This is a genomic window from Leucobacter fengyongliangi, assembly GCF_050971685.1.
GTDB lineage: Bacteria > Actinomycetota > Actinomycetes > Actinomycetales > Microbacteriaceae > Leucobacter.
This window is the reverse complement of the sequence record NZ_JBPCEU010000009.1, coordinates 61,625-88,158: the sequence shown is the minus strand read 5'-3', so window position 1 is coordinate 88,158 and position 26,534 is coordinate 61,625. Positions and strand designations below refer to the sequence as shown.

22 protein-coding genes and 1 riboswitch are annotated in these 26,534 nt (G+C 64.3%); of the genes, 7 read left to right on the top strand and 15 right to left on the bottom strand.

The annotated features are described in order from the left end of the window. Positions 1–9 precede the first annotated feature (9 nt). The 6 genes from prfB to ACR0R4_RS08335 all read right to left on the bottom strand — a co-directional run bounded on the left by prfB (position 10) and on the right by ACR0R4_RS08335 (position 7,006). Complete coding sequence (gene prfB / locus ACR0R4_RS08360) at positions 10–1,119, bottom strand: peptide chain release factor 2 (RefSeq protein WP_433646892.1); 1,110 nt, start codon at positions 1,117–1,119, stop codon at positions 10–12. A 107-nt stretch (positions 1,120–1,226) separates the two neighbouring features. After that, positions 1,227–2,030 (bottom strand): ABC transporter permease, encoded by an 804-nt coding sequence (locus ACR0R4_RS08355; protein ID WP_433646890.1) that lies wholly within the window; start codon positions 2,028–2,030, stop codon positions 1,227–1,229. Continuing rightward, on the bottom strand, positions 2,027–2,887 hold the full coding sequence (locus ACR0R4_RS08350; RefSeq protein ID WP_433646888.1) for an ABC transporter permease: 861 nt from the start codon (positions 2,885–2,887) through the stop codon (positions 2,027–2,029). Before ACR0R4_RS08350 ends, ACR0R4_RS08355 begins: the two co-directional genes overlap by 4 nt. Positions 2,888–2,896: 9 nt before the next feature. Beyond that, positions 2,897–4,078: an ABC transporter ATP-binding protein gene (locus tag ACR0R4_RS08345; RefSeq protein ID WP_433646887.1), complete on the bottom strand. Its 1,182-nt coding sequence runs from the start codon at positions 4,076–4,078 to the stop codon at positions 2,897–2,899. A 2-nt stretch (positions 4,079–4,080) separates the two neighbouring features. Further along, the gene (locus ACR0R4_RS08340) at positions 4,081–5,298 is read right to left on the bottom strand and encodes an ABC transporter substrate-binding protein (RefSeq protein WP_433646886.1); all 1,218 of its coding nucleotides are present in this window, start codon (positions 5,296–5,298) and stop codon (positions 4,081–4,083) included. A gap of 277 nt (positions 5,299–5,575) precedes the next feature. Beyond that, the gene (locus ACR0R4_RS08335) at positions 5,576–7,006 is read right to left on the bottom strand and encodes a gamma-aminobutyraldehyde dehydrogenase (protein ID WP_433646885.1); all 1,431 of its coding nucleotides are present in this window, start codon (positions 7,004–7,006) and stop codon (positions 5,576–5,578) included. 123 nt (positions 7,007–7,129) lie between these two features. Here ACR0R4_RS08335 and ACR0R4_RS08330 point away from each other — a divergent pair, with 123 nt between their 5' ends. Together ACR0R4_RS08330 and ACR0R4_RS08325 are read left to right on the top strand one after the other, a co-directional pair. Continuing rightward, positions 7,130–7,597: an Lrp/AsnC family transcriptional regulator gene (locus tag ACR0R4_RS08330; protein ID WP_433646884.1), complete on the top strand. Its 468-nt coding sequence runs from the start codon at positions 7,130–7,132 to the stop codon at positions 7,595–7,597. Positions 7,598–7,599: 2 nt separating this feature from the next. Beyond that, positions 7,600–8,994: an aspartate aminotransferase family protein gene (locus tag ACR0R4_RS08325; protein WP_433646883.1), complete on the top strand. Its 1,395-nt coding sequence runs from the start codon at positions 7,600–7,602 to the stop codon at positions 8,992–8,994. Positions 8,995–9,266: 272 nt separating this feature from the next. Here the strand turns inward: ACR0R4_RS08325 and rpsO are convergent, their stop codons facing one another. Next, on the bottom strand, positions 9,267–9,536 hold the full coding sequence (gene rpsO, locus ACR0R4_RS08320) for a 30S ribosomal protein S15 (protein ID WP_433646881.1): 270 nt from the start codon (positions 9,534–9,536) through the stop codon (positions 9,267–9,269). Between the two features lie 298 nt (positions 9,537–9,834). On the opposite strand from rpsO, the gene ACR0R4_RS08315 reads away from it, so the two are divergent. Beyond that, a complete protein-coding gene (locus ACR0R4_RS08315; protein WP_433646880.1) occupies positions 9,835–11,052 on the top strand; it encodes an ammonium transporter in 1,218 nt (405 codons plus the stop codon). A 97-nt stretch (positions 11,053–11,149) separates the two neighbouring features. Further along, a complete protein-coding gene (locus ACR0R4_RS08310; RefSeq protein ID WP_433646879.1) occupies positions 11,150–12,016 on the top strand; it encodes an inositol monophosphatase family protein in 867 nt (288 codons plus the stop codon). A 21-nt stretch (positions 12,017–12,037) separates the two neighbouring features. Here ACR0R4_RS08310 and trmB read toward each other — a convergent pair whose 3' ends face one another. Next, positions 12,038–12,802: a tRNA (guanosine(46)-N7)-methyltransferase TrmB gene (gene trmB / locus ACR0R4_RS08305; RefSeq protein ID WP_433646877.1), complete on the bottom strand. Its 765-nt coding sequence runs from the start codon at positions 12,800–12,802 to the stop codon at positions 12,038–12,040. A gap of 54 nt (positions 12,803–12,856) precedes the next feature. Here trmB and aroQ point away from each other — a divergent pair, with 54 nt between their 5' ends. Then, positions 12,857–13,294 (top strand): type II 3-dehydroquinate dehydratase, encoded by a 438-nt coding sequence (aroQ, locus tag ACR0R4_RS08300; protein WP_433646876.1) that lies wholly within the window; start codon positions 12,857–12,859, stop codon positions 13,292–13,294. Positions 13,295–13,359: 65 nt separating this feature from the next. Here the strand turns inward: aroQ and ACR0R4_RS08295 are convergent, their stop codons facing one another. Further along, on the bottom strand, positions 13,360–14,205 hold the full coding sequence (locus ACR0R4_RS08295; protein ID WP_433646952.1) for a CPBP family intramembrane glutamic endopeptidase: 846 nt from the start codon (positions 14,203–14,205) through the stop codon (positions 13,360–13,362). A 272-nt stretch (positions 14,206–14,477) separates the two neighbouring features. Between ACR0R4_RS08295 and ACR0R4_RS08290 the strand changes: the two genes are divergently transcribed. Next, positions 14,478–16,871, top strand: coding sequence for an ATP-binding cassette domain-containing protein (locus ACR0R4_RS08290; protein ID WP_433646875.1), 2,394 nt, complete (start codon positions 14,478–14,480; stop codon positions 16,869–16,871). Here ACR0R4_RS08290 and ACR0R4_RS08285 read toward each other — a convergent pair. Further along, positions 16,850–18,028 (bottom strand): LOG family protein, encoded by a 1,179-nt coding sequence (locus ACR0R4_RS08285; protein ID WP_433646874.1) that lies wholly within the window; start codon positions 18,026–18,028, stop codon positions 16,850–16,852. The two genes, ACR0R4_RS08290 and ACR0R4_RS08285, sit on opposite strands and share 22 nt — an antisense overlap. A gap of 13 nt (positions 18,029–18,041) precedes the next feature. Beyond that, a complete protein-coding gene (gene ispG / locus ACR0R4_RS08280) occupies positions 18,042–19,193 on the bottom strand; it encodes a flavodoxin-dependent (E)-4-hydroxy-3-methylbut-2-enyl-diphosphate synthase (protein ID WP_433646873.1) in 1,152 nt (383 codons plus the stop codon). 95 nt (positions 19,194–19,288) lie between these two features. Here ispG and ACR0R4_RS08275 point away from each other — a divergent pair, with 95 nt between their 5' ends. Beyond that, the gene (locus ACR0R4_RS08275) at positions 19,289–20,245 is read left to right on the top strand and encodes a M15 family metallopeptidase (RefSeq protein ID WP_433646872.1); all 957 of its coding nucleotides are present in this window, start codon (positions 19,289–19,291) and stop codon (positions 20,243–20,245) included. A 22-nt stretch (positions 20,246–20,267) separates the two neighbouring features. Here the strand turns inward: ACR0R4_RS08275 and ACR0R4_RS08270 are convergent, their stop codons facing one another. The 4 genes from ACR0R4_RS08270 to gcvP all read right to left on the bottom strand — a co-directional run bounded on the left by ACR0R4_RS08270 (position 20,268) and on the right by gcvP (position 26,217). Next, entirely contained in the window at positions 20,268–21,599 is a 1,332-nt protein-coding gene (locus tag ACR0R4_RS08270) for a M50 family metallopeptidase (protein ID WP_433646871.1), read from the bottom strand. 40 nt (positions 21,600–21,639) lie between these two features. Continuing rightward, on the bottom strand, positions 21,640–22,017 hold the full coding sequence (gcvH, locus tag ACR0R4_RS08265) for a glycine cleavage system protein GcvH (protein ID WP_433646870.1): 378 nt from the start codon (positions 22,015–22,017) through the stop codon (positions 21,640–21,642). A 73-nt stretch (positions 22,018–22,090) separates the two neighbouring features. Then, complete coding sequence (locus tag ACR0R4_RS08260) at positions 22,091–23,308, bottom strand: glycine cleavage system aminomethyltransferase GcvT (RefSeq protein WP_433646869.1); 1,218 nt, start codon at positions 23,306–23,308, stop codon at positions 22,091–22,093. Between the two features lie 50 nt (positions 23,309–23,358). After that, positions 23,359–26,217: an aminomethyl-transferring glycine dehydrogenase gene (gene gcvP, locus ACR0R4_RS08255; RefSeq protein ID WP_433646868.1), complete on the bottom strand. Its 2,859-nt coding sequence runs from the start codon at positions 26,215–26,217 to the stop codon at positions 23,359–23,361. A 143-nt stretch (positions 26,218–26,360) separates the two neighbouring features. Further along, positions 26,361–26,451: riboswitch (glycine riboswitch) on the bottom strand. Between the last annotated feature and the right edge of the window lie 83 nt (positions 26,452–26,534).

Sequence of the window (26,534 nt, the reverse complement as noted above, 5' to 3'; positions counted from 1 at the left end):
GGGCAGGTCTTAGCTCGCTTTGCCCAGCGAGCGCCACCGGATGCCCGCCGCGATGAAGCCGTCAATGTCTCCATCGAACACCGCTTGGGGGTTGTTCACCTCATGCTCGGTGCGCAAATCTTTGACCATCTGGTAGGGAGCGAGCACGTAACTGCGCATCTGATCGCCCCAGCTCGCGGTAATGGTGCCCGCGAACTCCTTCTTCTTCGCGGCTTCCTCCTCGCGCTGCAGCAGCAGCAGTCGGGACTGCAGCACACGCATGCCGGCGGCCCGGTTCTGAATCTGACTCTTCTCGTTCTGCATCGACACCACGGTGCCGGTAGGAATATGGGTGATGCGCACAGCCGAGTCGGTGGTGTTCACCGACTGGCCCCCAGGACCGCTCGATCGGTACACATCGATGCGCAGGTCGCCCTCGGGAATCTCAACCTCAACAGCCTCGGGCATCAATGGAATCACCTCGACCGCGGCGAAGCTGGTCTGTCGCTTGCCTGCTGCGCCGAAAGGGCTCATTCGCACCAGACGATGCGTGCCGGCCTCAACCGAGAGTGTGCCGAAGGCATAGGGGGCATCGATTTCGAAGGTGGTCGACTTGATGCCGGCCTCCTCCGCGTAGCTCGTCTCCATGACCTGCACCCGATACCCGTGCTTTTCGGCCCAGCGCAGGTACATGCGCTGGAGCATCTCGGCGAAGTCGGCCGCATCGACACCACCTGCACCCGATCGAATCGTCACCACCGCCGGATTGTCGTCGTACTCCCCCGAGAGCATTGTCTGCACCTCGAGTTCTCCCACGAGCGCCTCGATGGCCGCGAGTTCGCTCTTCGCTTCGTTGGCGGAGTCGTCGTCGTCCATTTCCTGGGCCAACTCGATGAGCACCTCAAGGTCGTCGAGCCGGTTTTGCACCCCGCGCAGTTTCGCGACCCGCGCCTTGCGGTGACTCAGGCCACTGGTGACGCGCTGCGCCTCCTCCTGGTCATCCCAGAGGCCGGGCACGGCGGCCTGCTCCTCAAGTTCACCGATCTCGCGCTCGAGCTTCGGCAGGTCCATGACAGCGGCAATGTCAGCGTATGTAGAGCGCACCGCGCGGATGCGGCTACCGAGATCGAGATCAAGCATGATCCTGCAAGCCTACCTTCCTGCGGCACAGCGGGCGGCCTCACGCACAGTGGATCGGCCACGGCTCTGGCATGGCCAGGGCACGCGGCCGATCCACTGTGGAGTCGCTACGCGGCCTTCGCAAGCCGCTTTGCTCGGTTGATGCGCGACATCTGTACCGCGATAACGAGGATGATCGCGGTGAGGAACACCATCGCGGCAAGCACGTTTGCTTGCGCGGGCACCCCGCGAAGTGCTGAGGTGTAGATGAACTTCGGGAAGGTGCTTGCCGTGCCCGAGTTGAAGTTCGTGATGATGAAGTCATCGAACGACAATGCGAAGCTCAGCAGAGCCGCCCCGATGATGCCGGGCATGAGCATCGGGAGAGTGATTCGCCAGAACACCTGACCTGGCGAGGCGTACAGATCGCGTCCCGCTTCCTCGATGGCCGGGTTCAGTCCTGCCACGCGGGCCTTGACTGCCACCACGACGTACGAGACACAGAACATCGTGTGCGCGAGGATGATCGTGCCGATGCCCTTCTCGACACCTGCAAGCAGGAACTGCGCCGCAAGACCGGCACCCAAGACGACCTCGGGGGTGGCCATGGGCGTGAACAGCAGCAGACTGACCGTCGAGCGACCCTTGAACTTGTAGCGCACGAGGGCGATCGCGATCATGGTTCCGAGCACGGTCGCGGCAATCGTGGCAACAACGCCGACGAGAATGCTGTTGCCAAACGCCTGACAGACATTGGGAGCGCCGCAGGGATTCATCCAATTGTCGAGTGTGAACCCTCGCCAGGTGATGTTATTGCGTCCCGCGTCGTTGAACGAGAACACGATGACCCAGAAAATCGGCAGCAGTAAGTAGATGAGCGCGATGATTCCGACCGTCGGAACGAACGCCTTGCCGAGACTGAAATTTCTCACAGCAGATCCTCCGTTCCACTCCTACGCACATAGGTGGCGACAATCACGAGAATGATCGCCATCAGGATCACCGAGAGCGTTGCCGCCATTGGATAGTTCTGGGACGACAGGAAGTTCGATTCGATGACGTTACCGATCATCGCGGTTCCGGTGCCACCGAGGAACTCGCGCGACGCGTTGATGTAATCACCCGACATCGGAATGAAGCTGAGCAGCGTGCCCGACACCACCCCCGTCATCGACAGCGGCAGCGTGACCCTGAAGAACGTGGTCACCGGCGACGCATACAGGTCAGAACCCGCCTCCAACATGCGCAGGTCAAGCGATTGGAGCGAGGCAAAGATGGGTAACGTCATGAACGGTATGAAGTTATACGTCAAGCCAAAAATCACTGAGAAATCGGTGCCGATGAGTTCGGCGGGCAGTATCTGCTTCCACGCGAGGGTGCGCAGCAAGAAGCTGATGAAGAAGGGCGCGATCACGAGGATCAGGGCCAAGCCCTGGAGCATCGGGAACGGGCGCAGTTTCACACCGATCAGGTAGGCCAGGGGGTAGCTGATCAGCAACCCGGCGATGGTCGCGACGAGTGCGTACACGAACGACCGCAGAATATGCTGCCAGTACTCGGCAATCGCTGCGCCGTAGTTGGAGATCTGGAAGGCCGTAACGTACTCGCCGATGCCCGCGTTTTCGGGTGCCATCTGCAGCGACGTGATGATGAGTTGAATGAACGGCGCAACGAAGAACAGTGCCATGTAGGCGATGCCCGGTGCCAGCAGCACCAGGGCCGTCCATGAGCGCGTACGCGGTGCCTGCTCGATAACCGGCGCGTTCCCGGCAAAAGCGGTGAAAGCCATAGCCTCCCCCTACTCCGCGAGGCTCGCCTGGGTGGCGATGGCCCGAGTCGAGAAGTCGCCGTTGAGAGCTCCCGTATCAAGTCGGTCATCGGCGAGCCCGAAGGTATGTTCTGCCAACCAGCTGAGCCACACAGTGTCACCCAGGTGAGCGGCGGGGCCCGCTTCGACGTTCTGCGCGAAGACCTGCACCTCCCCAAATTCCGGCGCTTGCACCGAATACTGAGTGCTTACGCCAGTGAAGGAGACATCGGTGATGCGCCCAGGGCCGATGACATTGACCGCTGGATCCTCAGGCGGAGCCTGGGTGTGCAGCCGCATCTTCTCCGGGCGCACGCCCACCGTGATCGTTCCGGAGTCTCGGGCGCTGCGACTGCGAAGCAGCGTGATGCGGTGGCCCCCCAGGTCGGTGTGGAGCACCTGATCGGTGCCCCCGACCACCTGCACCGCGAAGAGATTCGACTGCCCCAGGAAGTTGGCGACGAAGACCGTGCGGGGTAGCTCATACAGTTCCGCAGGAGCTCCCATCTGCTCGATGCGCCCCTTGTTCATCACGGCCACGGTGTCGGCCATGGTCATGGCCTCCTCCTGGTCGTGTGTGACGTGGAGGAACGTCAGGCCGACCTCCTGCTGAATCTGCTTCAGCTCTTGTTGCATCTGGCGCCGAAGCTTCAGGTCAAGCGCTCCGAGCGGTTCGTCGAGCAAGAGAAGCGCCGGCCTGTTGACGACAGCTCGGGCGAGTGCCACGCGCTGCTGCTGGCCGCCTGAGAGCTGTGCTGGCTTGCGATCCGCCACGTGATCGAGTTCCACAAGCTTCAGCGCATCATGCGCCTTCGCGAGTGGATCAGCGACCTTGCGTCGGCGCAGGCCGAAGGCGACGTTTTCGAGAATCGTCATGTGCGGAAAGAGCGCGTATGACTGGAACACCGTGTTGACCTGCCGCTTGTGCGGCTTTAACGCGGTCACGTCTTTCCCGCCGATCAGGATATTGCCTGCGGTGGGATCCTCGAGACCCGCAACGAGGCGAAGTGTCGTGGTCTTTCCACAGCCAGAAGGCCCGAGAAGCGCAAAGAACGATCCTGCGGGGATCTTCAGGTCGAGGTGCTCGATCGCGGTAAACCCGGGAAACCGCTTCTGGATTCCGACCAATTCCAGGTCGGCTCCCGCCTCGGCGAATGCCTGCACATCGGCCATCTTTAGAGCCCCAGAACCTTGTTGAAGTCGCTCGTGTACTTCTTGTCTTCCTGCGGGGTCAGCGTGCGGAACCCCTTCAGTCGGGCATTCATTTCGTCGTCGGGGAAGATCAGCGGGTTGTTGACCTGATCCGGGTTCACCTTCTCCATTGCCTCCTGTGCACCGACAACCGGAGTCACAAACCACACGTAGTCGGCGACCTCCGCCGCGACCTCAGGCTCGTAGTAGTAGTTGATGAGTTCCTCGACGAGGGCCTTGTTTTCTGCACTCGTGCCGTTGGGAACGGTGAACGAATCAGCGGTGATCATACCGCCCGACTCGGGCACCTCCAGCGTCCACCGCTCACCCTGCTCAGCGTTCAGGATCGCGATGTCACCGGTCCACGCGATCGCCGCGAGCGTCACGTCCTGCTCCAGGTCTTGCGTGTAGGAGTTGCCCTTGATCTGCGCAATCTGACCGCTTTGGATCGCGTCGTCAAGCCATGCGAGTGCAGCGTCGAATTCGGCATCACCCCACGCCCCGGCAGTATCGACACCCTGCGCCGACATGATGATGCCCATCGTGTCGCGCATCTCGGTGAGCACGCCCACTTTGCCCTTGAGCTCAGGGCGGAGGAAATCGTCGAGGGTCATGATGCCGTTCGGCACTGCCTCGGTATTCCAGACGAACCCCGAGGCGGGAGCCTGCCACGGCATCGTAAACTTCCGACCCGGGTCGAGGTCAAGGCTGTTCAGTAGCGACGGGAGGAGGTTCTTCGTGTTCGGCATGTTCGCCGCGTCGAGTTCCTGAACCTGCCCGTCCTGAATCAGGCGGCCATTCATCCAGTCGGTCAGAGTGATGGTGTCGTACCCGGTGAACTGGTCGAGCGCCAGCTGATCCTTGATCTTGCCGTAGAACGTGTTGTTGTCGTCGATGTCTTCGATGTATTCGACACCGATGTTGGTCTGTGCCATAAACGCATCGAGACTTGGCCAGGTGCCGGTTTCCTCATCGTAATCGAGGTAGTAGGTCCAGTTGCCCCAGACGATCGAGCCCGCAGAGCCGTCGCCCTGCTCGACCCCCGCGCCACCTCCGCCCGCGCAAGCACTCAGAGCCAGCGCGCCGGCACCCGCGGCACCGACAGCGCCGCCGCGCAGGAGGGCGCGCCGGTTGAACTGAGACTGGCGAACCATGCTCACCAGATCGCGGACGATGGGGTCTTGGGGGATGCGACGTACCACGAGGGGACTCCTTGACTCGTTTACAGCTAATGGATCCCGTTCGAGTCGCCAGTGGCGTCCTCGCCGGGGTCGGTAATCAGAGAATGTCACAGGTGCGCCCTATGAGACAACCTCACCGCACCCAAATCCGAAGATTCTTCATGAAACAGTTACACAGTCGAAACTCGAGCTACGGAATCAGTTGCAAATCCCCGCTTTGGGAGTGAATCTCGTCGTGAATGAAGCACGTGTACCCTATCCGGGTGGCAGGGGCTTCATGATCCGCTAGTGGATCTGGCTACTCGTCAAGGAAGTGCATGACGTGCTTAATGCGGGTGTAGTCCTCGAATCCGTACATCGAGAGGTCTTTCCCGTAGCCGGAATACTTGAAGCCACCGTGCGGCATCTCAGAGACAAAGGGAATGTGCGTGTTGACCCACACACACCCAAAGTCAAGGCGCTTGGTCAGTCGCATGGCGGTGCCGTGGTCCTTCGTGAACACTGAGGCGGCAAGCGCATAGCGCACGCCGTTGGCCAGTTCAAGCGCCTCGGATTCGGTTTCGAACGTCTGCACGGTGAGTACCGGCCCGAAGATTTCCTCCTGCACAGCCTCGTCGTCTTGACGCATGCCGGTCACAATGGTGGGCGCGATGAAGTATCCCGACTCGCCGATACGCGTCCCGCCGGTGACAATCGTCGCGTGCTCTGGCAGCCGTTCAATGACCCCCAGCACGCTCGCAAACTGGCGGTCGTTGTTCATCGGCCCGTAGAAGGGCTCGGCAACATCGGGGCCAATCGTGACCGTCGATTCCACAAAGCGTTTGAGTTCGGAAACTAACTCATCGTGCACGCTGGCCTGCACAATGAGCCTGGTCGCGGCCGTGCAGTCTTGGCCTGCGTTGAAAAACGCGGCTGTCGCGATAGCCTCGGCGGTCTTCGCAATGTCAGCGTCGGCGAAGACCACCGCCGGCGCCTTGCCACCGAGCTCAAGGTGCGTGCGCTTCATGCCGTCAATTGCCGAGTGCGCGACCTCCATGCCCGCGCGCACAGAGCCGGTGATCGCGACGAGCTCGGGCACCGGATGCTCGGTCAGGGCCTGTCCCGTCACACGATCGCCAAGAACGACGTTGAAGACTCCCGGGGGCAGAATGCCCTGGGTGATCTCGGCGAGGAGAAGTGTCGAGAGCGGGGTGACCGAGGCCGGCTTCAGCACGATCGTGTTTCCCGCCGCGAGCGCGGGCCCGATCTTCCACACCGCCATGTTGAGCGGATAATTCCACGGCGTCACCTGACCGACGACCCCGATGGGCTCCCGGCGCACATACGAGGTGTGGCCAGCAAGGTACTCGGTCGCGCCCTTACCTTCAAGGTTGCGGGCAGCTCCCGCGAAAAAACGGAGCTGATCGACGGACTGCATGATCTCGTCAGCGATGATCGAGTGCCGTGGCTTCCCGCAGTCGAGTGACTCCGCGTCGGCAAAGTCGTCAGCGCGGCGTTCCATTTCAGCGGCGATCCTGTGCAGCGCAAGTGAACGCTGCTGCGGGGTGGTCGCACCCCACTCGCCCTCAAAGGCCGATTGGGCGGCGCGATAGGCGCGATCCACCTCTGCAGCAGAGGAGACCGGACCCGTCGCAATGACTTCCTCCGTGACCGGATTGATCACGTCAAAACTCTGGTCAGACTCGGATGGAACGAAATCACCGTTGATGAAGTTCTGTAGTAGGCGCATGCGAACCAGCCTAGATGAAATCGACCGCCCAAACACTAGGCAACTTCGAAAATCAGCTGGGCAGGTGCCTCTTCTCTGCGAATTCCTTTGCATTTTTGCCGACGAGGTGTCAAGATCAGTGGTGTGAGCACCAAACGAACCAACGTCGCGCTTGACGCGACCTCGAAGGCGATCATCGAGCAACTGCAGCTTGATGGCCGTCGTTCGTACGCTGAAATTGGCAAGGCGGTTGGTCTCAGTGAGGCGGCCGTGCGTCAGCGCGTGCAGAAGCTCACCGAGGCGGGTGTGATGCAGATCGTCGCGGTCACTGACCCGATGCGCCTCGGCTTTAGTCGCCAGGCGATGCTCGGGATCCGGGTCTCGGGTGATACCCGAGTCGTTGCCGACCGACTCTCCGAAATGCCCGAGGTTGACTACGTTGTCCTCAGCGCAGGCTCGTTTGACATCCTTGCCGAAGTCGTCTGCGAAGACGACGACGCGCTCATTGAACTCCTGAATCACAAGATCCGGGCCCTGGATGGCGTCTCGACAACCGAGACGTTCGTCTACCTCCAACTGAAGAAACAGAAATACGACTGGGGAACACGATAACCATGTCTTACGATCCAACAGCCCAGGCCGACACCACGGCCCTTCAGGCGAGCGCCAAGAAACACCTGTGGCCTCACTTCACCAACCGCAAGGTGCTGAACGACGGCATCCCCGTCGTGACGCGCGCGGAAGGTCACCACATCTACGACGCATCGGGCAAGAAGTACTTCGACGGCCTCTCGGGCCTGTTCGTCGTCAACGCCGGCCACGGCCGCGACCGGATCGTTGAGGCCGCAGCGAAGCAGATGAAGCAGCTTGACTTCATGCCGCTGTGGTCATATGCGCACCCGGCCGCCGTCGAGCTGGCCGAGCGCCTGTCGAGCTACGCACCCGGCGAGATGAACAAGGTGTTCTTCACCACCGGTGGTGGCGAGGCCGTTGAGTCAGCCTTCAAGCTGGCCAAGCACTTCTGGAAGATCCAGGGCAAGCCGATGAAGCACAAGGTGATTTCGCGTGCGGTTGCCTACCACGGCACCCCGCAGGGCGCGCTGGCTATCACCGGCATCCCCGACATGAAGAAGTTCTATGAGCCCCTGACCCCGGGTGGTCACCGCGTGCCCAACACCAACTTCTACCGCGCAAGCGAGGCCGGCGCGCCGTCTGACGACATCGAGGCGTTCGGCCAGTGGGCAGCGAACCGCATCGAAGAGGCGATTCTCTTCGAGGGTGAAGACACCGTGGCGGCCGTCTTCCTCGAGCCAGTACAGAATTCGGGTGGTTGCTTCCCGCCTCCCCCCGGATACTTCAAGCGCGTGCGTGAGATCTGCGATCAGTACGATGTGCTGCTCGTCAGCGATGAGGTCATCTGCGCCTACGGCCGCATCGGCGACTTTTTCGCGTCGAAGGCGCTTGGGTACGAGCCCGACATCATCACCTCGGCCAAGGGCATCACTTCGGGCTACGTGCCCCTGGGCGCGATGCTCGTGAGCGACAAGGTATCCGAACCGTTCAACTCGGTCGAGAACACCTTCTACCACGGCTTCACCTTCGCTGGCCATCCGGCTGCAGCCGCGGCTGCGCTTGCAAACCTCGATATTTTCGAGGAAGAAGACCTCAACGGTCGCGTGCGCGAGAACAGCCCGTTGTTCCGTGCCGAGCTCGAGAAGTTGCTCGACATCGACATCGTCGGTGACGTGCGCGGCGAGGGCTACTTCTTCGGCATCGAGCTCGTGAAAGACAAGGCGACGAAGGAAACCTTCAACGCCGAGGAGTCGGATCGCCTGCTGCGCGACTACCTCTCCCCCGCACTCTGGGAGGCCGGCCTCTACTGCCGCGCTGACGACCGGGGAGACCCCGTCATCCAGCTCGCGCCGCCGCTCACGATCGGCCCGGCCGAGTTCGCCGAAATTGGTGGCATTCTCCGCAGCGTACTGAAGGATGCCTCCTCGAAGATCTAGTCTTCGGGTGATCCTCGGAATGGCCCGCGCTCTGCTTCGGCAGGCGCGGGCCATTTGCGTTCGCTGACTTCCTACCTTCAGAGTCACCTTCAACCTGCAGAATCTCGCATCATCTGCCGGATAGAGGTCACACTGCCGGTTGAGCCTTGAGCGCCAACCGGGGACACACCGGTGACAGACCAGTGGCACACGAGTGACACGCGAGAATCAGGCGGGCACGCCAAAAGCCCCACTCCAAACGGAACGGGGCTTCTGGCTTCGAGCGTGCGCGACTAGCGGCGCAGGCCCAGGCGCTCGATGAGCGAACGGTAACGGGCGATGTCGACCTGCTGCAGGTATCCGAGCAAACGACGACGCTGGCCCACGAGCAGCAGCAGACCACGACGCGAGTGGTGATCGTGCTTGTGCTCCTTCAGGTGCTCGGTCAGATCCTTGATGCGCTGGGTGAGCATTGCCACCTGCACCTCGGGAGAACCGGTGTCACCGGGCTTGGTTGCGTACTCATCGATGATGGACTTCTTGACCTCTGCGTTCAATGACATAGGGGCTCCCTTTCGTTTGTTGCGCGGCGCCAATAACACGATGTTGTGGCTCTCTCGATCCGCGGCCGTTCTGACGGCAACCTGTACAGCCTACCAGGAGTTGCAGCGCCGGCGCACAGTGGATCGGCCTGACGTCTGCGCGATCCACCACTGCTGTTCGACAACGCCGGGCGCGAAGCTGTTCGAAAACGGTTACGCCCGGGCAACTGACGCGTAACGCTGTCGAAACACCCGGCGCGCAAACTGACTGCACACGATCTCTCAAACCCCGGCAGCTTGTCGGAGAAAGGCGGCAGACATGACTCCAAATGCCGTTTGGATGGTTACCAGCACCGCACTGGTGCTGCTGATGACCCCGGGCCTGGCCCTGTTCTATGGCGGGCTTGTGCGGGTGCGATCCGTCGTCAACATGATGTTGTTCAGCCTGAGCGCAATGGGCGTGGTCGGGATCCTCTGGATCATCTTCGGGTACAGCATGACGTACTTCGCCGACGGAGAGGCGCCGATCTGGGCGGGCGATCCGCTGAAGGATTTCGGCCTCATCTCGACTGACCCGGCGGGCTTCGTCGGCGCCGGCTTCGGCGTGACCTTCGCCATGATCAGCACCGCCCTGATCTCGGGCGCAATCGCAGACCGCGTCGGCCTCGGCTCATGGGTGCTGTTCGCCGGATTCTGGGCTGCACTCGTCTACTTCCCCGTCGCCGCATGGGTCTGGGGCGGTGGATGGATCCAGACCCTTGGCACCATGCTCGGCACCGCAGAGGTCATTGACTGGGCAGGTGGCACGGCCGTGCACATCAACGCGGGTGCCGCAGCACTGGCACTGGCGCTGGTGGCTGGCAAGCGAGTTGGCTTCGCCCGCGGCTCACACCGCCCACACAGCGTGCCACTCGTGACCATCGGTGCAGCGCTCCTGTGGTTCGGCTGGATCGGGTTTAACGCTGGCACCGCCGGCGACGACGTGCAGGTCGGGCTCATCGTGGTCAACACGATCGCCGCCCCGGCAGCGGGTATCATCGGCTGGCTCCTCACAGACGCGGCCCGCGGGCGCAAACCGGGCGTTATCGGCGCAGCTTCGGGTGCTGTCGCCGGTCTCGTGGCAATCACCCCGGCCTGCGCGAATGTGTCTCCGATCTGGGGTCTGCTCCTCGGCCTGATCGCAGGAGCCGCGAGCGCCATCGCGATCGACTGGAAGTACCGCCTTGGGTTCGACGATTCGCTCGATGTGGTTGGGCTGCACCTGGTCGCCGGCGTCATCGGCACCCTGTACCTCGGATTCTTTGCGATCGACACCGGCCTCTTCACCGGTGGCGACGGCGGGCAGCTGCTGGTGCAGACAATCTCGGTTCTCGCGGTCGCTCTCTACAGCTTCGTGGTCTCGCTGCTCATCGCCTTCGGCGTGAAGCTCGCGACCGGGCTGCGAGTGCCAGTCGAGGTGGAAGAGGGCGGGATCGACTCGATCCACGGGGAAGAGGCCTACGCTCTCGATGAGACCGAGGTTGCGATCGCCAAGTAGGCGAAGCACCTCACCAAGCGGGTCGGGTCCAGGCAGCGTCGTCTGGGCCCGCCCCTATGATGTGCGGGGGTGGATCGGCGCGAGTAGGCTCGGAGTCATGCCTGGCGCCCCCACCCCCGCACTGCACGTTGATCCCTCCGAATTGGCTCGTCTTGCGGGTGAACTCGCCAGAAGCGTCGGAGTGCGGATCCGTGCGATGCGCGAGCAGGGAGTCGATGTCGCGGCCACGAAATCAAGCCTCACCGATGTCGTCACCGCGGCAGACCGCGAGGCAGAAGAACTGTTAGTCGCCGGAATCCTGGCGGCACGCCCCGATGATGGGTTTCTCGGGGAGGAAGGTGCCGACTTGTCTGGCACCACAGGTATCACCTGGGTGATCGACCCGATCGACGGCACCACGAACTACCTGTACGGGCTGCCCGCCTACGGCGTGAGCGTGGCGGCCACCGTGGCCGATGGTTCGGCAGCTGGCCTGCAGTCAGGCAATACCCACGACGGGCGACGCGCAATCGCGGGGGCCGTGTACATCCCGGTCACAGACGAACTCTTCACCGCCTTCGAGGGCGGTGGCGCCATGTTGGGCGGCGTGGCCGTCGCTGTCTCGACCGAAGAGGATCTCGGCCTCGCCCTGGTGGGTACCGGCTTTGGGTACACGCTGGAACGTCGAACCGAACAGGCAAACGTCGCGCGGCGCATCATCCCCCAGATTCGGGATCTTCGCCGTATGGGATCGGCGTCGGTGGATCTCTGCATGATCGCCTCGGGGCGACTCGATGCCTACTACGAACGGGGATTGCAACCGTGGGACTACGCCGCTGGCGTGCTCATCGCGCGCGAGGCGGGAGCCGAGATTCTTGGCCGCGACGGCGATACCCTCCCCGGGGAGCCGCTGCTCATCGCCGGGCCACCTACGCTCGCGCGCAAGCTTCGCGACTCGGTTGCTGCGGCCTACGCCGCGGGCTAGAGGCTTTCGGCGATCCCAGAGCTACAGGATCGCTTCTGTGCGGCGGTAGGTGAGGTCGCGAATGTCCCGCCCAGCCTTTGCGCCCTTTTCCTCGAACGCGGTGAGCACCCGGCCCTCGAAACGCGGGGCCCAGTCGCCGTCGAAGGCGCGCTCGAAGCCTGGTGCCGCGTCCAAGACTTCCCTCATCTGCTTCGCGTAGTCGGCCCAGTCGGTCGCGAGCCGCAATACGCCGCCCGACTTGAGCGCACGCTGTGCCGTGGGCACGAAGTCTTCCGACACGAGACGACGTTTGGTGTGCCGAGATTTCTTCCACGGGTCGGGGAAGAAGACCCAGAGCTCATCTACTGACCCCGCGGGCAACGCCTGATCCAGCACCTCGGGCGCGTTTGCCTCGACGAGTCGCAGATTCTCGGTCTCGGCCCAATCCGCGCGAATAATCGTGCGGGCAAGCCCCGCACGAAACACCTCAATCGCGAGGAAGTTGTGCTCGGGGCGCTCCTTCGCCGCGTGCACGATCGCGTGCCCCTGCCCCGAGCCGATCTCGACGACAAGAGGGGCATCACGGCCGAATGCCTCGGCGGGGTGCAGCCTGGCATCCTCCGAAATGCTCGTCACCGCGTGCCCGCGGGGCAGCTCAACCAGGTAGCGCGGGCCCAGATCCTCCCACGCACGCTCCTGCGAGGGCGTCATCCGCCCGCTGCGGCGCACGAACGAGACGGGCTTGTCGCGAAAGGTGCGCGGGTCGAAGCTCTTGGCGGGCAGGGGCTGCACGGTGGTCTCGTTCACGCTTCAACGGTAGCGCAGCCGCACTGAATGGATGCCGATCGGTAGCATGGGGGCATGACGCGGAAGATCTTGCTCGTGAACGGGCCGAACCTCAACCTGCTCGGCGTGCGCGAGCCCGGCGTGTACGGTACCGACACCCTAGACGACATCGTTGACCTGGTCACCGAAACCGCAGACGGGCTCGGCTTCGGCGTGCGCGCGGTACAGAGCAACCACGAGGGTGTGCTGATCGACGCGATCCACGCCGCCCGAACCGACTGCGATGCCATCGTCATCAACCCGGGTGCCCTCACGCACACGTCGATCGCCCTGCGCGATGCGCTCTCTGGTGTCGCTCTTCCCGTCGCAGAGGTGCACCTGAGCAACGTCCATGCGCGCGAGGAATTCCGTCACCACTCCTACATCTCCCCCATCGCCGAGTTCGTGATCGCGGGCGCAGGCATTCAAGGGTATGAGTTCGCAGTGCGCAGGCTCGCGCACCTTCTCGGCTAGCCGCAGCGAGCTCGCCGCACCCACTGTGGCGGCAGGTGCCGCCGCCACGCCCCCAATCAGCCGATCTACGGTGCCGTCGGAAATATCGCAAACAAGTCGGGGTTGTGCGCGTGCACGAGCACCGCAAACACGACCGCGTCAAACAATAGGTGCACGGTGACCACGTAAGACAGCGATCGTGTGCGCACGAAGATCCACCCCTGAATGAGCGCAAACGGGATCGTGAGCGCCGGGCCCCAGGCGCGGTAGCCGAGTTCCCAGAGGAACGAGACGAAGACGATAGCCTGCAGCCCGTTTGCCAGCCAGTCGGGAAAGTGCCGACGCAGCAGCGCGAACACTGTGCAGATGAAGAAGAGCTCATCCCAGATGCCGACGGCACCGACACCCACGAAGAGTCGTGCGATGAGTTCGGGCGAGTCGACCACCGGCCAGTTCTGGTAGACCCCCGACCCGATAAAATAGAAGGGCAGGATCAGCCAACCGAGCACGAGCACCGCGACGAGCCACCCCCAGTGCAGGAGACCCCACTGTCCACCTCCCCCACCCCGCGCTTCGCTCCGTGGGCTGCCGCCGTGGGCGGCACCGCGGGCTACGACATCACTCTGTGATGCCGCTAGACGCCCCCCACCCCGCGCTTCGCTCCGTGGGCTGCCGCCGTGGGCGGCACCGCGGGCTGCGACATCACTCTGTGATGCCGCTTGACGCCCGCGCCATGGAAACCCGGTCGCGCGGTCGCGGTAGACATACCGCGAGATGAGGTACGGCACGAGCACCGCCCCACCGAGGGCCAGCGTAAACCGCACGAACGCCAAGTTGTCGAGCTCGGCGGCGAGGGGAATCGAACGCACGATCGCGAGGCCGATCGCAATCAGTGACAGGTCGCGCAGCAGCGACGCTGGTCGCGGCATCATCTCGGGTTGGTGGATCGCCGGCGCGTTCGCCCCGGCTCGCCCACCCTCGATTCGCTCCGCGATCCACGCACTGACAAGCCCCGCCGCGAGCAGCACCCACCCCAGCCACGCGATCTCGGCGACAAAAAACGCCGGGGCCGCAAGGCACACCAGCAGCGCCGCAGCCAGGTACCCGAGGCGAACGGGTCTCTTCACTGCCAGAGCATGAGTGTCGGGGCGCATAGCCAACAGCGTATCGACTCTGATCCCGACCGAGCGAGTACCCTGTCGCCATGGATACACCGCACCCCGCTGATACGCACGACACGATCCGAGTGCTGGGCGCACGCGAAAATAACCTGCAGAACATCAACGTCGAACTGCCCAAGCGCCGCCTCACGGTCTTCACGGGCGTGTCAGGATCGGGCAAGAGTTCGCTGGTTTTCTCGACCATCGCCGCCGAATCTCAGCGCCTCATCAACGAGACATACAGTTCGTTCGTGCAGGGGTTCATGCCCCAGCTTCCACGCCCCGATGTCGACGTGCTCGAGGGACTCACGACGGCGATCATCGTCGATCAACAGCGCATGGGCAGCGACCCGCGATCCACCGTGGGCACCGCGACCGACGCGAACGCGTTGCTGCGCATCCTGTTTAGCCGACTGGGCGAGCCCCATGTTGGCGGACCGCAGGCCTTCTCGTTCAACGTCGCCACGGTGAGCGGCGCCGGTGCACTCACGCACACTCAGGGCGGTCGCACGGTGAAAGAGCGGCGCGAGTTCAGCATCACGGGCGGCATGTGCGCGCGTTGCGAGGGTCGTGGCAGCGTATCCGATTTCGACCTCACCGCGCTGTTTGACGCCGAAAAGACCCTGAGCGAGGGAGCCCTGACCATCCCGGGGTACAGCATGGACGGCTGGTACGGGCGCATCTATCGCGCCAGCGGATTCTTCGATGCCGACACCCCGATCCGAAGCTTCACCCCGAAGCAGCTCGAGGCCTTGCTGTATCAAGCCCCAACCAAAATCAAGGTCGACGGCATTAACGTCACTTTTGAGGGCCTCATTCCGAAGATCCAGAAGTCGTTCCTCTCGAAGGATCGCGAGGCGATGCAACCGCATATTCGCGCGTTTGTGGATCGAGCGATCACCTTTCAAATCTGCCCCGAGTGTGAGGGCACGCGCCTCAGCGAGGCCGCGCGTTCATCGCGCATCGAGGGGGTGAATATCGCCGATGCCTGCGCGATGCAGATCAGTGACCTCGCGCAGTGGATCGCCGATCTCGCTGCGAAGCCCCAGGCGCGCGGGCTCGCACCACTGCTGGCGAACCTGCGCGACACGCTCACGTCATTCGTGGAGATCGGGCTCGGATATCTGAGTCTCAACCGCCCGGCAGGCACGCTTTCAGGTGGTGAGGCGCAGCGAACGAAAATGATCCGACATCTGGGTTCGAGCCTCACTGATGTGACCTATGTCTTCGACGAACCGAGCATCGGCCTGCACCCACACGATATTCAACGCATGAACGAGTTGCTCCTACGTCTCCGCGATAAAGGCAACACGGTGCTCGTAGTCGAGCACAAACCCGAGATGATCGAGATCGCCGACCACGTCGTCGATCTCGGCCCAGGGGCAGGCAAGTCGGGCGGGCGAATCTGCTTCGAGGGCACCGTCGACGGCCTCCGCCGCAGCGACACCGTAACCGGTCGGCACTTGGATGACCGGGCGCGACTGAAGCCCGCAGTGCGGACCCCCACCGGTGTGCTGGAGATTCGTGGCGCGACCCGCAACAATCTGCGCGATCTCGAGGTGGACATTCCACTCGGGGTGCTGACCGTCATCACCGGAGTCGCCGGATCCGGCAAGAGTTCCCTCATCGACGGTTCGGTGGCGAATCGAGACGGGGTGATCACGGTGGATCAGGGCACGATCAAGGGCTCGCGCCGCAGCAACCCGGCGACGTACACCGGACTGCTCGACCCGATTCGCAGTGCGTTCGCGAAGGCGAACGGGGTCAAACCGGCACTCTTCAGCGCAAACTCGGAGGGCGCGTGCCCTGAGTGCAAGGGTGCCGGAGTCATCACCACCGACCTGGGTGTCATGGCGAGCGTCGAGAGCGTGTGCGAGGTGTGCGAGGGGCAGAGGTTCCAGAGCGATGTGCTCGATTATCGACTCGGGGGACGGAACATCGTCGAGGTACTCGCCTTCAGCGTGATCGAGGCTCGGGAGTACTTTGCTGCGCCCGAATCGAAGGTGGCGAAGGCCGCAAAGATCCTTGAGCGCATGGTCGATGTGGGCCTCGGGTACTTGACGCTCGGGCAACCCCTCTCGACGTTCTCAGGCGGAGAGCGACAGCGCCTCAAGCTTGCCATCGCGATGGCAGAGAATGCCTCGATCTTTGTACTCGATGAACCCACGACTGGCCTGCACTTGGCCGATGTCGAGCAGTTGCTCGCGCTGCTCGATCGTCTGGTCGATGCCGGCACAACGGTGATTGTCATCGAGCACCACCAGGCGGTGATGGCACACGCCGATCACCTCATCGACCTGGGTCCGGGTGCCGGGTTGGCGGGCGGCCGCGTGGTGTTCGCGGGCGCGCCAGCAGAGCTTGTTGCGACACAATCAACCCTGACCGGGCAGCATCTCGCACAGTACGTAGGGAGCGGTCAATCGGCGAGCGGATCCTGAGGAAGACCTGGCTCAACCGGATCCTTGTCACTCCGGCGTTCGGCGGGCACCGTCGTCCCCGAGTCGCCGCCCTCTGCCTCCGCACCGGGGAGCCCCATCTCATCCGGGGCAGATGCGAGGCAGTTGAGCGCGCGAACCAGGCGGTGGAGTTCTCCGACGGCACGCTGTTTGGGAACCAGCACCACTCGAGCAAGGTGAAGCCGGTCGTTGTCACGTAACTCCGCCGGAAGCGGATCAGTGTGTGCGATGCGACCGGACTCCAAGATTCCCGAGAAGCGATGGTTCAGCTCGTCAAGCTCCGCGACGGTCGGTGCCACCCTGAGCCGCATAACCAGGCGCTCCTTTTCCCAGCGCAGCGAGTCATAGTTGCGCCAGAAGCCCGTGACCTCGGCCACGGCTTCCTCGACGGAATCGGTGATCAACACTCGGTCGAGATCTCCGGGTGAGATAACCCCGCTGCCCTCGAGCTGCTCAAGCGCGAAGCGCTCGAATCCGCGCCAGAATGTTCCACCAGGCCGATCCAGCAAGATGATCGGCACGGGCATCATCTTGCCGGTCTGCTGCAGGGTGAGCAGCTCGAACGTCTCGTCCATCGTGCCGAAGCCGCCAGGCAGGCACACGAATCCGCGCGATTCCTTCACCAGCATCAGTTTGCGAGTGAAGAAGTATTTCATCGAGACGTGTCGCCCGTTGTGGGCGACAACAGCGTTGGGCTTCTCCTCAAACGGTAACCGGATCGACACTCCGAGCGAACGCTCGGGCCCGGCCCCGATGGTTGCCGCCTCCATGATGCCCGGCCCGGCTCCGGTAACCACCATCCACCCGCGAAGCGCGAGACCACGGGCCGCGCCCTCAGCCTGCTCAAAAAGTGGATCGTGCGACTGTGTGCGCGCAGATCCGAAGATCGTGACCTTCGGCACACCGCGATGCGCTGCGAACACCTGAAACGCCTCACGCATTTCTTCGAGGGCTGCAGCGGAGATCTTGAGGTCAAGCCGTTCGGTGTCATCGAGGCCAAGCCCGATTCCCGTGGCCAGGATCCGCGATACCAATTTCCTGTGCGCGGTCACGCCAGCCTCGTCGAGCAACGACGACAGTGCGTCGCTCAACTCGGGATCTGGCGCGCCCACCGACGCGCGCGCGTCAGTATTGCTCACGAAACGGTGTCACTCACGAAACGGTGACCACCTCGGGTGTGCCCGTCTCGCTCGCGGGCATTGAGGCGGCGAGACGGTTGGCCTCTTCGATCAGAGTGCGCACGATCTCGCTCTCGGGAACAGTCTTGATGACCTCTCCCTTCACGAAGATCTGGCCCTTGCCGTTGCCGGATGCGACCCCGAGATCGGCCTCGCGCGCCTCGCCCGGGCCATTCACCACGCAGCCCATGACGGCCACGCGCAGGGGCACGCTCATTCCCTCGAGGCCCTTCGTAACCTCTTCCGCCAGCGTGTACACGTCGACCTGCGCACGTCCGCACGAGGGGCACGACACAATCTCGAGCTTGCGCTCGCGAAGATTCAGCGACTGCAGAATCTGCAGCCCCACCTTTACTTCCTCGACCGGAGGCGCCGACAGTGACACACGGATCGTGTCGCCGATGCCCTCGGACAGCAGGATGCCGAACGCGGTCGCGCTCTTAATGGTGCCTTGGAAGGCGGGGCCGGCCTCGGTCACGCCGAGGTGCAGCGGCCAATCGCCCCGCTCTGCGAGCTGCCGATATGCCTTGACCATCACAACTGGGTCGTTGTGCTTGACCGAGATCTTAAAGTCGTGGAAGTCATGCTCCTCGAACAGCGACGCCTCCCATACTGCGCTCTCGACGAGCGCCTCGGGGGTCGCCTTGCCGTACTTCTGGAGCAGACGCGGGTCAAGCGATCCAGCGTTCACACCGATGCGGATCGACACTCCCGCGGCTTTTGCTCGGCGGGCAATTTCGCCGACTTGGTCGTCGAACTTGCGAATGTTGCCTGGGTTCACGCGGACCGCCGCACACCCTGCATCGATGGCCGAGAAGACGTAGCTGGGCTGGAAGTGAATGTCAGCAATGACCGGAATCTGACTCTTCTTCGCGATGATCGGCAGCGCCTCGGCATCATCCCGGCTCGGGCACGCGACGCGCACGATGTCGCAGCCGGAAGCCGTGAGCTCGGCGATCTGTTGCAGTGTCGCGTTGATGTCGGTCGTCGGGGTCGTCGTCATAGATTGCACAGACACCGGCGCGTTTCCGCCCACCATCACCGACCCGACCTTGATCTCGCGGGACTTGCGCCGCGGGGCAAGAACTTCGGGTACTTTCGGCATTCCGAGATTGATTGCAGCCACGACATGGAGTCTAGCGCGGCCGACCCGGGGCGACCTTGGAACCAGCCTCCTGACGTAGGATCGCAGTGCCCCATAGAAACTCACGGAAACAGCTGATGTCGATTTCACCTCCTGAAGACCCCACCAACCCGGCACGCAAGGATCAGACCACCCCCGAAGCTCCGGGTGCAACCGCACTCCCTGAGTCGCACCTCCGCCGCCGGCCGGCGCGGACGCTCGCGCGCAAGCGTCGCGCCCTCATCGCCGGAGCGGTCACTCTTCTCGTGGTGCTCGGTGGCGGAGCCACAGCTTGGGCGGTTGCGGCGAACGGCAGCCGCGGCGAAGTCGCGGCTGAGCGACCCGATCCACCGGAGAAGGCAACACCCACTCCCACTCCCACACCCACACCCACACCCACCCCAACTGCCGAGCCAGCGCCCGAACCGATACCGGAACCCACACCCGAGCAGGCCCCGGCACCGCAAGGAAGTCTCGACGACCCAAACTCGATCACTGTCGTCGTGAACAAGCAGCGCCCACTGCAGCCTGCCGAGTGGGCACCGAGTGATCTCGTGATGCCGCAGGGCATCCCCAATACCAACGGGCAGCCCCTGCGATCCGAGGCTGCGGGTGCGCTGCAGCAGATGTATCAGTCGGCGACCGCAGCAGGCGTGCCGTTCATCATCACGAGCGCGCATCGCGATTACTGGATGCAGACCAGCCTGTTCAACAACTACGCAGCCCGCGACGGAGTCGCCGCGGCCGAGACCTATTCGGCACGGCCCAGCCATTCCGAGCACCAGACCGGGCTCGCCGCCGACCTCGACGACGGTTCCGGCTGCGCCTTCATGTCGTGTTTCGGGGAGACCGCTACGGGCCTGTGGCTGCGCGAGAATGCGCACCAGTTCGGCTTCATCCTGCGTTACGACAACGGGCAGCAGGGCGTGGTGGGCTACATCTACGAGCCCTGGCACTTCCGCTACGTGGGCATCGACATCGCCACCGATATGCGCGCGAAGGGTATCGTCAACCTTGAGGAGTACTTCGGTCTTCCCGCGGCACCCGGGTACTAACGCGGTGAATCACGCTTGACGGTCAGCCGAAGAGCGAGATCGGTTTCACCAGATCGGCGTAGATGAGCAGGATGCTCATGGCGCCGAGCACAATGACGACGGCCAACGTGACGGGGGCCATCTTTGCGGTGTCAACCGGGCCCGGGTCGGGCCTGCGGAACAGCTTCGCCAGACCGCGCTTCGCGCCCTCATACAATGCGCCAGCGACGTGGCCACCATCGAGGGGCATGAGCGGTACCAGGTTGAACACGAACAGGGCAACGTTCAGTGAGCCCAGCAGGCCAAGCATCGTCTGCGCCCGCGCGGCGACCGGGGCCTCGTCCATGCTCACGACCTCGCCCGCGAGCCTGCCGACACCCACGACGCTGATCGGGCCGTTCGGGTCGCGCTCCTCCGCGCCAAATGCCGCGTTCCACACATCGACCATGCGCTGAGGCAGGCCGATGATGATTTGGGCGACGCTCGCGATGTTCTCGCCGACGAAGACGGGCACCTCAGTAACCGGTTGCCGCACCATCTCGGCCGTGGGCGTGACCCCGACCATACCAACGGTCTCTACTACGGGGTCGCCATTCGGGCCCTCGACGATTTGACCGTTCTCATCGGTCGCCCAACGCTCATTGGGCGCGGGGGTCAGTGTCACCGTCTGTTCGGCTCCGGCCCGTTCAACGGTCACGCGGAGCGCCTGCCCGGGGGCCTGGCTGACGATGTCGCGAAACTGCTCCCAGGTGGTGATTTCGGCACCATCGATAGCGACGACCTGATCGCCGGGCGTGAGGCCAGCAGCCGCGGCGGGAGCCGCGGGATCCGCCGCCGTGCACTCGACCGCGCTGCTCGACGCCGGAATGAGGCACTGGCTCACCGCGCCCAGGGTCGTCGTGTTCTGCGCAACCCCAAACCCCATGAGCACGATGCCGAAAAACACGAACGCCAGCACAAGGTTCATGAGGGGCCCGCCGAGCATGATGACGATCTTCTTCCACACGGCAAGCCGGTAGAACGTGCGGTGATCTTCGCCCTCGGCGATGCTTTCGGCACTCGCGTCGCGCCCGTCTTGCACCATGGTGTCGAAGAACCCGGTGCTCGAGGCGCGCGCGCCGCCGCCCGGTTTCTCGGGCGGGTACATGCCCGTCATAGCGACGTAGCCGCCGAGCGGGATCGCCTTCACACCGTATTCGGTCTCGCCGCGGCGCCGCGACCACAGGGTCTTCCCGAAGCCGATCATGTACTGCGTGACTTTGACGCCGAAGAGCTTCGCGGGTACCAGGTGCCCGATTTCGTGCAGGCCGATCGACACGGCGAGCCCGATCACGATGATGAGGATGCCCAGGAGATACAGCAGCACGTCTTGCACCCGATCAGGCTAGCGCGCGGAGCTTGGTGAGCGCTGCGGGCTACAGCTCCGCGTCGTTCGCGGCGGCGTACTCCTCAGCCGAGAGCAGCGGGCCTTCGTCGCTGACCGCGACGCGGAACAGCCATCCCTCCCCGTAGGGGTCAGAGTTGATCAGCGCGGGATCGGCGGCCGCCGCCTCATTGATCTGCACCACCTCTCCCGACACGGGAGCGAACAGCTCGGAGACCGACTTGGTCGACTCGATCTCGCCGCAGACCTGGCCCGCGGTCAGCTGTGCGCCCACCTCGGGTAGCTCCACGTAGACGACCTCGCCGAGCGCGTCGGCAGCGACGGCGCTGATCCCGACCGTCACTGGGCTGTCGTCGTTGATCCACTCGTGCTCTGCCGAGTACCGCAGGCCTGGCTGAACTGTGCTCATGTCATTCTTCTTTCGTTGCTGGGCTGAAAATGTGGTTGAAAGACGTGGGTAGGAACGATGGTGGATCGCGCGCCTATGCGTGCCGACGGTAAAACGGCAGTGACACGACTTCGAATGGTTCGAGCTTGCCACGCAGGTCGACGTTCACGGAAGTGCCGATCTCGGCAAACTCGGGCTCGACGTAGGCGAGCGCGATTGGGGTGCCGAGGGTGGGGCTCGGCTGTCCACTGGTGATGCGGCCGATCGCGGGATCAGCGGCATCACCCGGGTACACCAGGTACCCGCCGCGGCCCGCGCGGCGACCGAGGCCGCGTAGGCCCACAAGCACGAGCCCGGCTCCCTGCACCTGCACCCGCTCAAGCGCCTCGCGCCCGACGAATGCCTCCGGCTTCGCGAACGACACCACCGTGCCCAGGCCGGCTTCGACTGGGGTGACCTCCCGGCTCAGCTCGTTGCCGTAGAGGGGCATCCCGGCCTCGAGACGCAGCGAATCGCGCGCGGCGAGCCCCGCCGGAATCAACCCGTGCGGCTCCCCCGCGGTGAGCAGCGCGACCCACATCTCAGCCGCGCGCTCGTTCGGCACGTACAGCTCGAAGCCGTCTTCGCCGGTGTAGCCGGTGCGCGCGACGAGCACCGGGATGCCACCGATTTCCGCCTCGGTGCAGGCGTAGTAGCGCAGCGCCAGCACGCGTTCCGCAGTCTCTATGGAGTCAGCGCTGCCAGCTCCCACAGCAGGAGCATCTACAGCACGAGCGCCAGACTGTGTGCCCGAACCAGCAACATCACCAGTAGCCGCACCCGCCAAAATCAGCTCACGCACGATCTGCGCCGACGCCGGCCCCTGCACCGCAATCAGGGAGGTGCTCGCCGACGCGTCGGTCACGCTGACGTCGAAGCCCGCCGCCCGCTCGAGAAAGGCCTCGAACACTACCGGGGCGTTGCCGGCGTTGGGCACCACGAGGAACCGCTCGTCGCCGAGGCGGTACGTGATGAGGTCGTCGATGATGCCGCCGCGCTCGTCGCAGATCAGCGAGTACTTGGCCCGACCCACCGCCACCTTCCCGAGGTCACCCACGAGCGCGGTGTTCAGAAACCCGACGGCATCCGGCCCCTCGACCCAGATCTCGCCCATATGCGAGAGGTCAAAGAGCCCCGCGGCCTCGCGCACGGCACGGTGCTCGGCGAGCTCCGAGCCGTACTTCAGCGGCATGTCCCAGCCACCGAAGTCGGTGAAGGTCGCGCCGAGCTTCACGTGCTCGGCGCGAAGCGGGGTGTGCTGCGCCTCGATCATCGGGTCGCCTTTCGTTCATCGCGATCCACTGTCAGGTGGATCACGCGGTGTCAGATTTCGAAAGCCTCGGGCGCGGGGCACGCGCAGACGAGGTTGCGGTCGCCGAACGCGCCGTCGATGCGGCCGACGGGCGGGAAGTACTTGTCTTGCCGGAGGCGATCCACCGGGAACGCGGCCTGCTCGCGCGTGTACGGGCGCGTCCACTCGTCACTCACCACCGCGGCGGCCGTGTGCGGGGCGTTCCGCAGCGGCGACTCCGCGAGCGGGACCTCCCCCGCGATCACCGCGTCGATCTCGCCGCGTATGGCGATCATGGCCTCGATGAAGCGCTCGATCTCGACGAGATCTTCAGATTCGGTCGGCTCGACCATCAGCGTGCCCGCGACGGGGAACGCCAGGGTGGGTGCGTGGAACCCGAAGTCGATGAGACGCTTCGCGACGTCTTCGGCGGTCACGCCCGACTTCGCGGTGAGCTCGCGCAGGTCGAGGATGCACTCGTGCGCAACGAGCCCCTGAATGCCCGTGAACAGCACCGGAAAGGAGTCGGCAAGGCGCGAAGCGATGTAGTTCGCCGACAGCAGTGCCGCCTGGGTGGCGAGCGTCAGCCCGTCGCCGCCCATCATGGCGATGTACGCGTACGAAATCGGCAGTACTCCGGCCGAGCCGAAGAGGGTGGCCACCACGGGCACGCCGCCGTCTGCGGTCGCGAAATCGCCGGTCGGGTCTCCCGGCAGGTACGGCAGCAGGTGTTCGGCCACCGCAACCGGGCCGACGCCCGGCCCTCCGCCGCCGTGCGGAATGGCGAACGTCTTGTGCAGGTTCAGGTGCGACACGTCACCGCCGAACTTGCCGGGCTGCGCGAGACCCACGAGCGCGTTCATGTTCGCGCCGTCGATGTAGACCTGCCCACCCGCGGCGTGCACCTTGTCGCACACCTCGCGCACGTCGGCGTCGTATACGCCATAGGTCGAGGGGTAGGTGAGCATGATCGCCGAGAGCTGCTCACCGTGCGCAGCGAGCTTCGCATCGAGATCCACCATGTCGATGTGACCGTCTTCGGTGTTCTTGACCACGACGACGCGCATGCCCGCGAGCACCGCGGATGCCGCGTTCGTGCCGTGCGCGGAGGCGGGAATCAGGCAGATATCGCGCGCCGCGTCGCCGTTCGCGAGGTGGTAACGACGGATCGCGAGCAGCCCCGCGTACTCCCCCTGCGAGCCGGCATTCGGCTGCAGCGAGATGCCCGCGTACCCAGTGATCTCGATGAGCCGCGCTTCGAGATCGGCGATGAGATCGCGCCAGCCCACGCTCTGCTCCGCGGGCACAAACGGGTGGATCCCGGCGAACTCCGGCCACGAAATCGATTCCATCTCGGCGGTCGAGTTGAGCTTCATCGTGCACGAGCCGAGCGGAATCATGGTGCGATCGAGCGCCAGATCTCGGTCGGCGAGGCGGCGCAGGTAGCGCAGCATCTGCGTCTCGCTGCGCACCGAGTGGAAGATCGAATGCGTGAGATAGTCGCTCGTGCGCGCAAGCGAGGGTGCGAAGCCGAGATCTCCGGGGTGGATCACGGTCGCCTCCGCGACCGTCGCACCAAATGCCCGTGCAGCCACCGCGACGGTTTCCGCCGTCGTGGTCTCGTCGGCCGAGACCCCGACGCTGTCTGCGTCGATGCGACGCAGGTTGATGCCCGCGTCGGCCGCCGCCGCCACGACGGCATCCGCGCGGCCGGGCACCCTGGCGACGACCGTGTCGAAGAACGAATCGCTCGCGAGTTCGATGCCGGAGGCCACGAGCGCCGCGGCCAGGGTGCGGGCGTGCGCGTGGGTGCGTTCCGCGATCGCCTTCAGCCCCTGCGGCCCGTGATAGACCGCATACATCGACGCGGTGATCGCGAGCAGCGCCTGCGCGGTACAGATGTTGCTGGTGGCCTTCTCGCGGCGGATGTGCTGCTCACGCGTCTGCAGCGCGAGCCGGTACGCGGGGGCTCCCGCGGCATCCTTCGAGACCCCCACGAGGCGACCCGGCAGCGTGCGCTCGAGGCCCTGCCGCACCGCGAGGTAGGCCGCGTGCGGCCCGCCGAAGAAGAGAGGCACCCCGAAGCGCTGGGTGTTCCCGACCGCGACATCGGCACCCTGCTCGCCCGGCGGCACGATGAGGGTGAGTGCCAGGAGGTCGGCCACCACAGTGACCATCGCGCCGCGCGCTTTGGCCTCGGCGATGAGGGCCGCGTGATCCACCACCGCGCCGTCGTTACCCGGCTGCTGCAGCACGATGCCCGAAATCGCACCCTCTGGCAGCCCCTGGGTGAGGTCGGCAACGATGACCTCGAAGCCCAGGGCCTCGGCGCGCCCGCGCACCACCGCAATGGTCTGCGGGAACAGATTGGCGTCGAGCACGGTCACCGCATCGGCGGTGGCCTTGCCCGCCCGACGCATGAGCAGCACGGCCTCTGCCGTCGCCGAGGATTCATCGAGCATCGACGCGTTCGCGATCGGCAGCCCCGTCAGGTCGGCCACCATGGTCTGGAAGTTCAGCAGCGCCTCGAGCCGGCCCTGCGAGATCTCGGGCTGGTAGGGCGTGTATGCCGTGTACCAGGCCGGGCTCTCGAGTACGTTGCGCAGGATCACCGGCGGCGTGTGCGTGTCGTAGAAGCCCTGGCCGATCATCTGGGTCTTCACCACATTGCGGCTCGCGAAGTCCCGAAGGTCCGCCAGGATTTCCTGCTCGCTGCGGGCGGGCGGCAGATCGAGCGGCTCGTGCGAGCGGATGCTCTCCGGCACCGCGGTGTCGACGAGCGCGTCGAGACTCGGGTAGCCAAGCTCCGCCAGCATGGCGGCCCGGTCTGCGGGGTGGGCGATGCCGATGTGTCGGTCTGCGAAGGTGGCGGCGTGTGCGCGTGTGCTCAAGGGGTTCTCCGGATCGGGCGGGGCCCTCGGGCCTCGCGACTGTGATCCTCCCCGCTCTGTAGGGAACCTGAGAGATTCGGGTGCCTGTGGGCTCCCTTGCACCGTCGGTGAGCGGGCGCGTGCCCGCTGCTTTCCAGAGTTGCCTATTCGTCGCGGTACATGGGCCTGAGAGATTCCCGGGGAGGGATTGCTCCTACGGCGCCGGCCTGGGCCGGGCTCTCCCGCGACGGGTGAGCGGCGTGTTGAGTTGTGTCTGCGCTTCTGATTCTACCCCGGAATCACGCTTGCTTTCCCCAAGTTGATGCATACACGCCCCT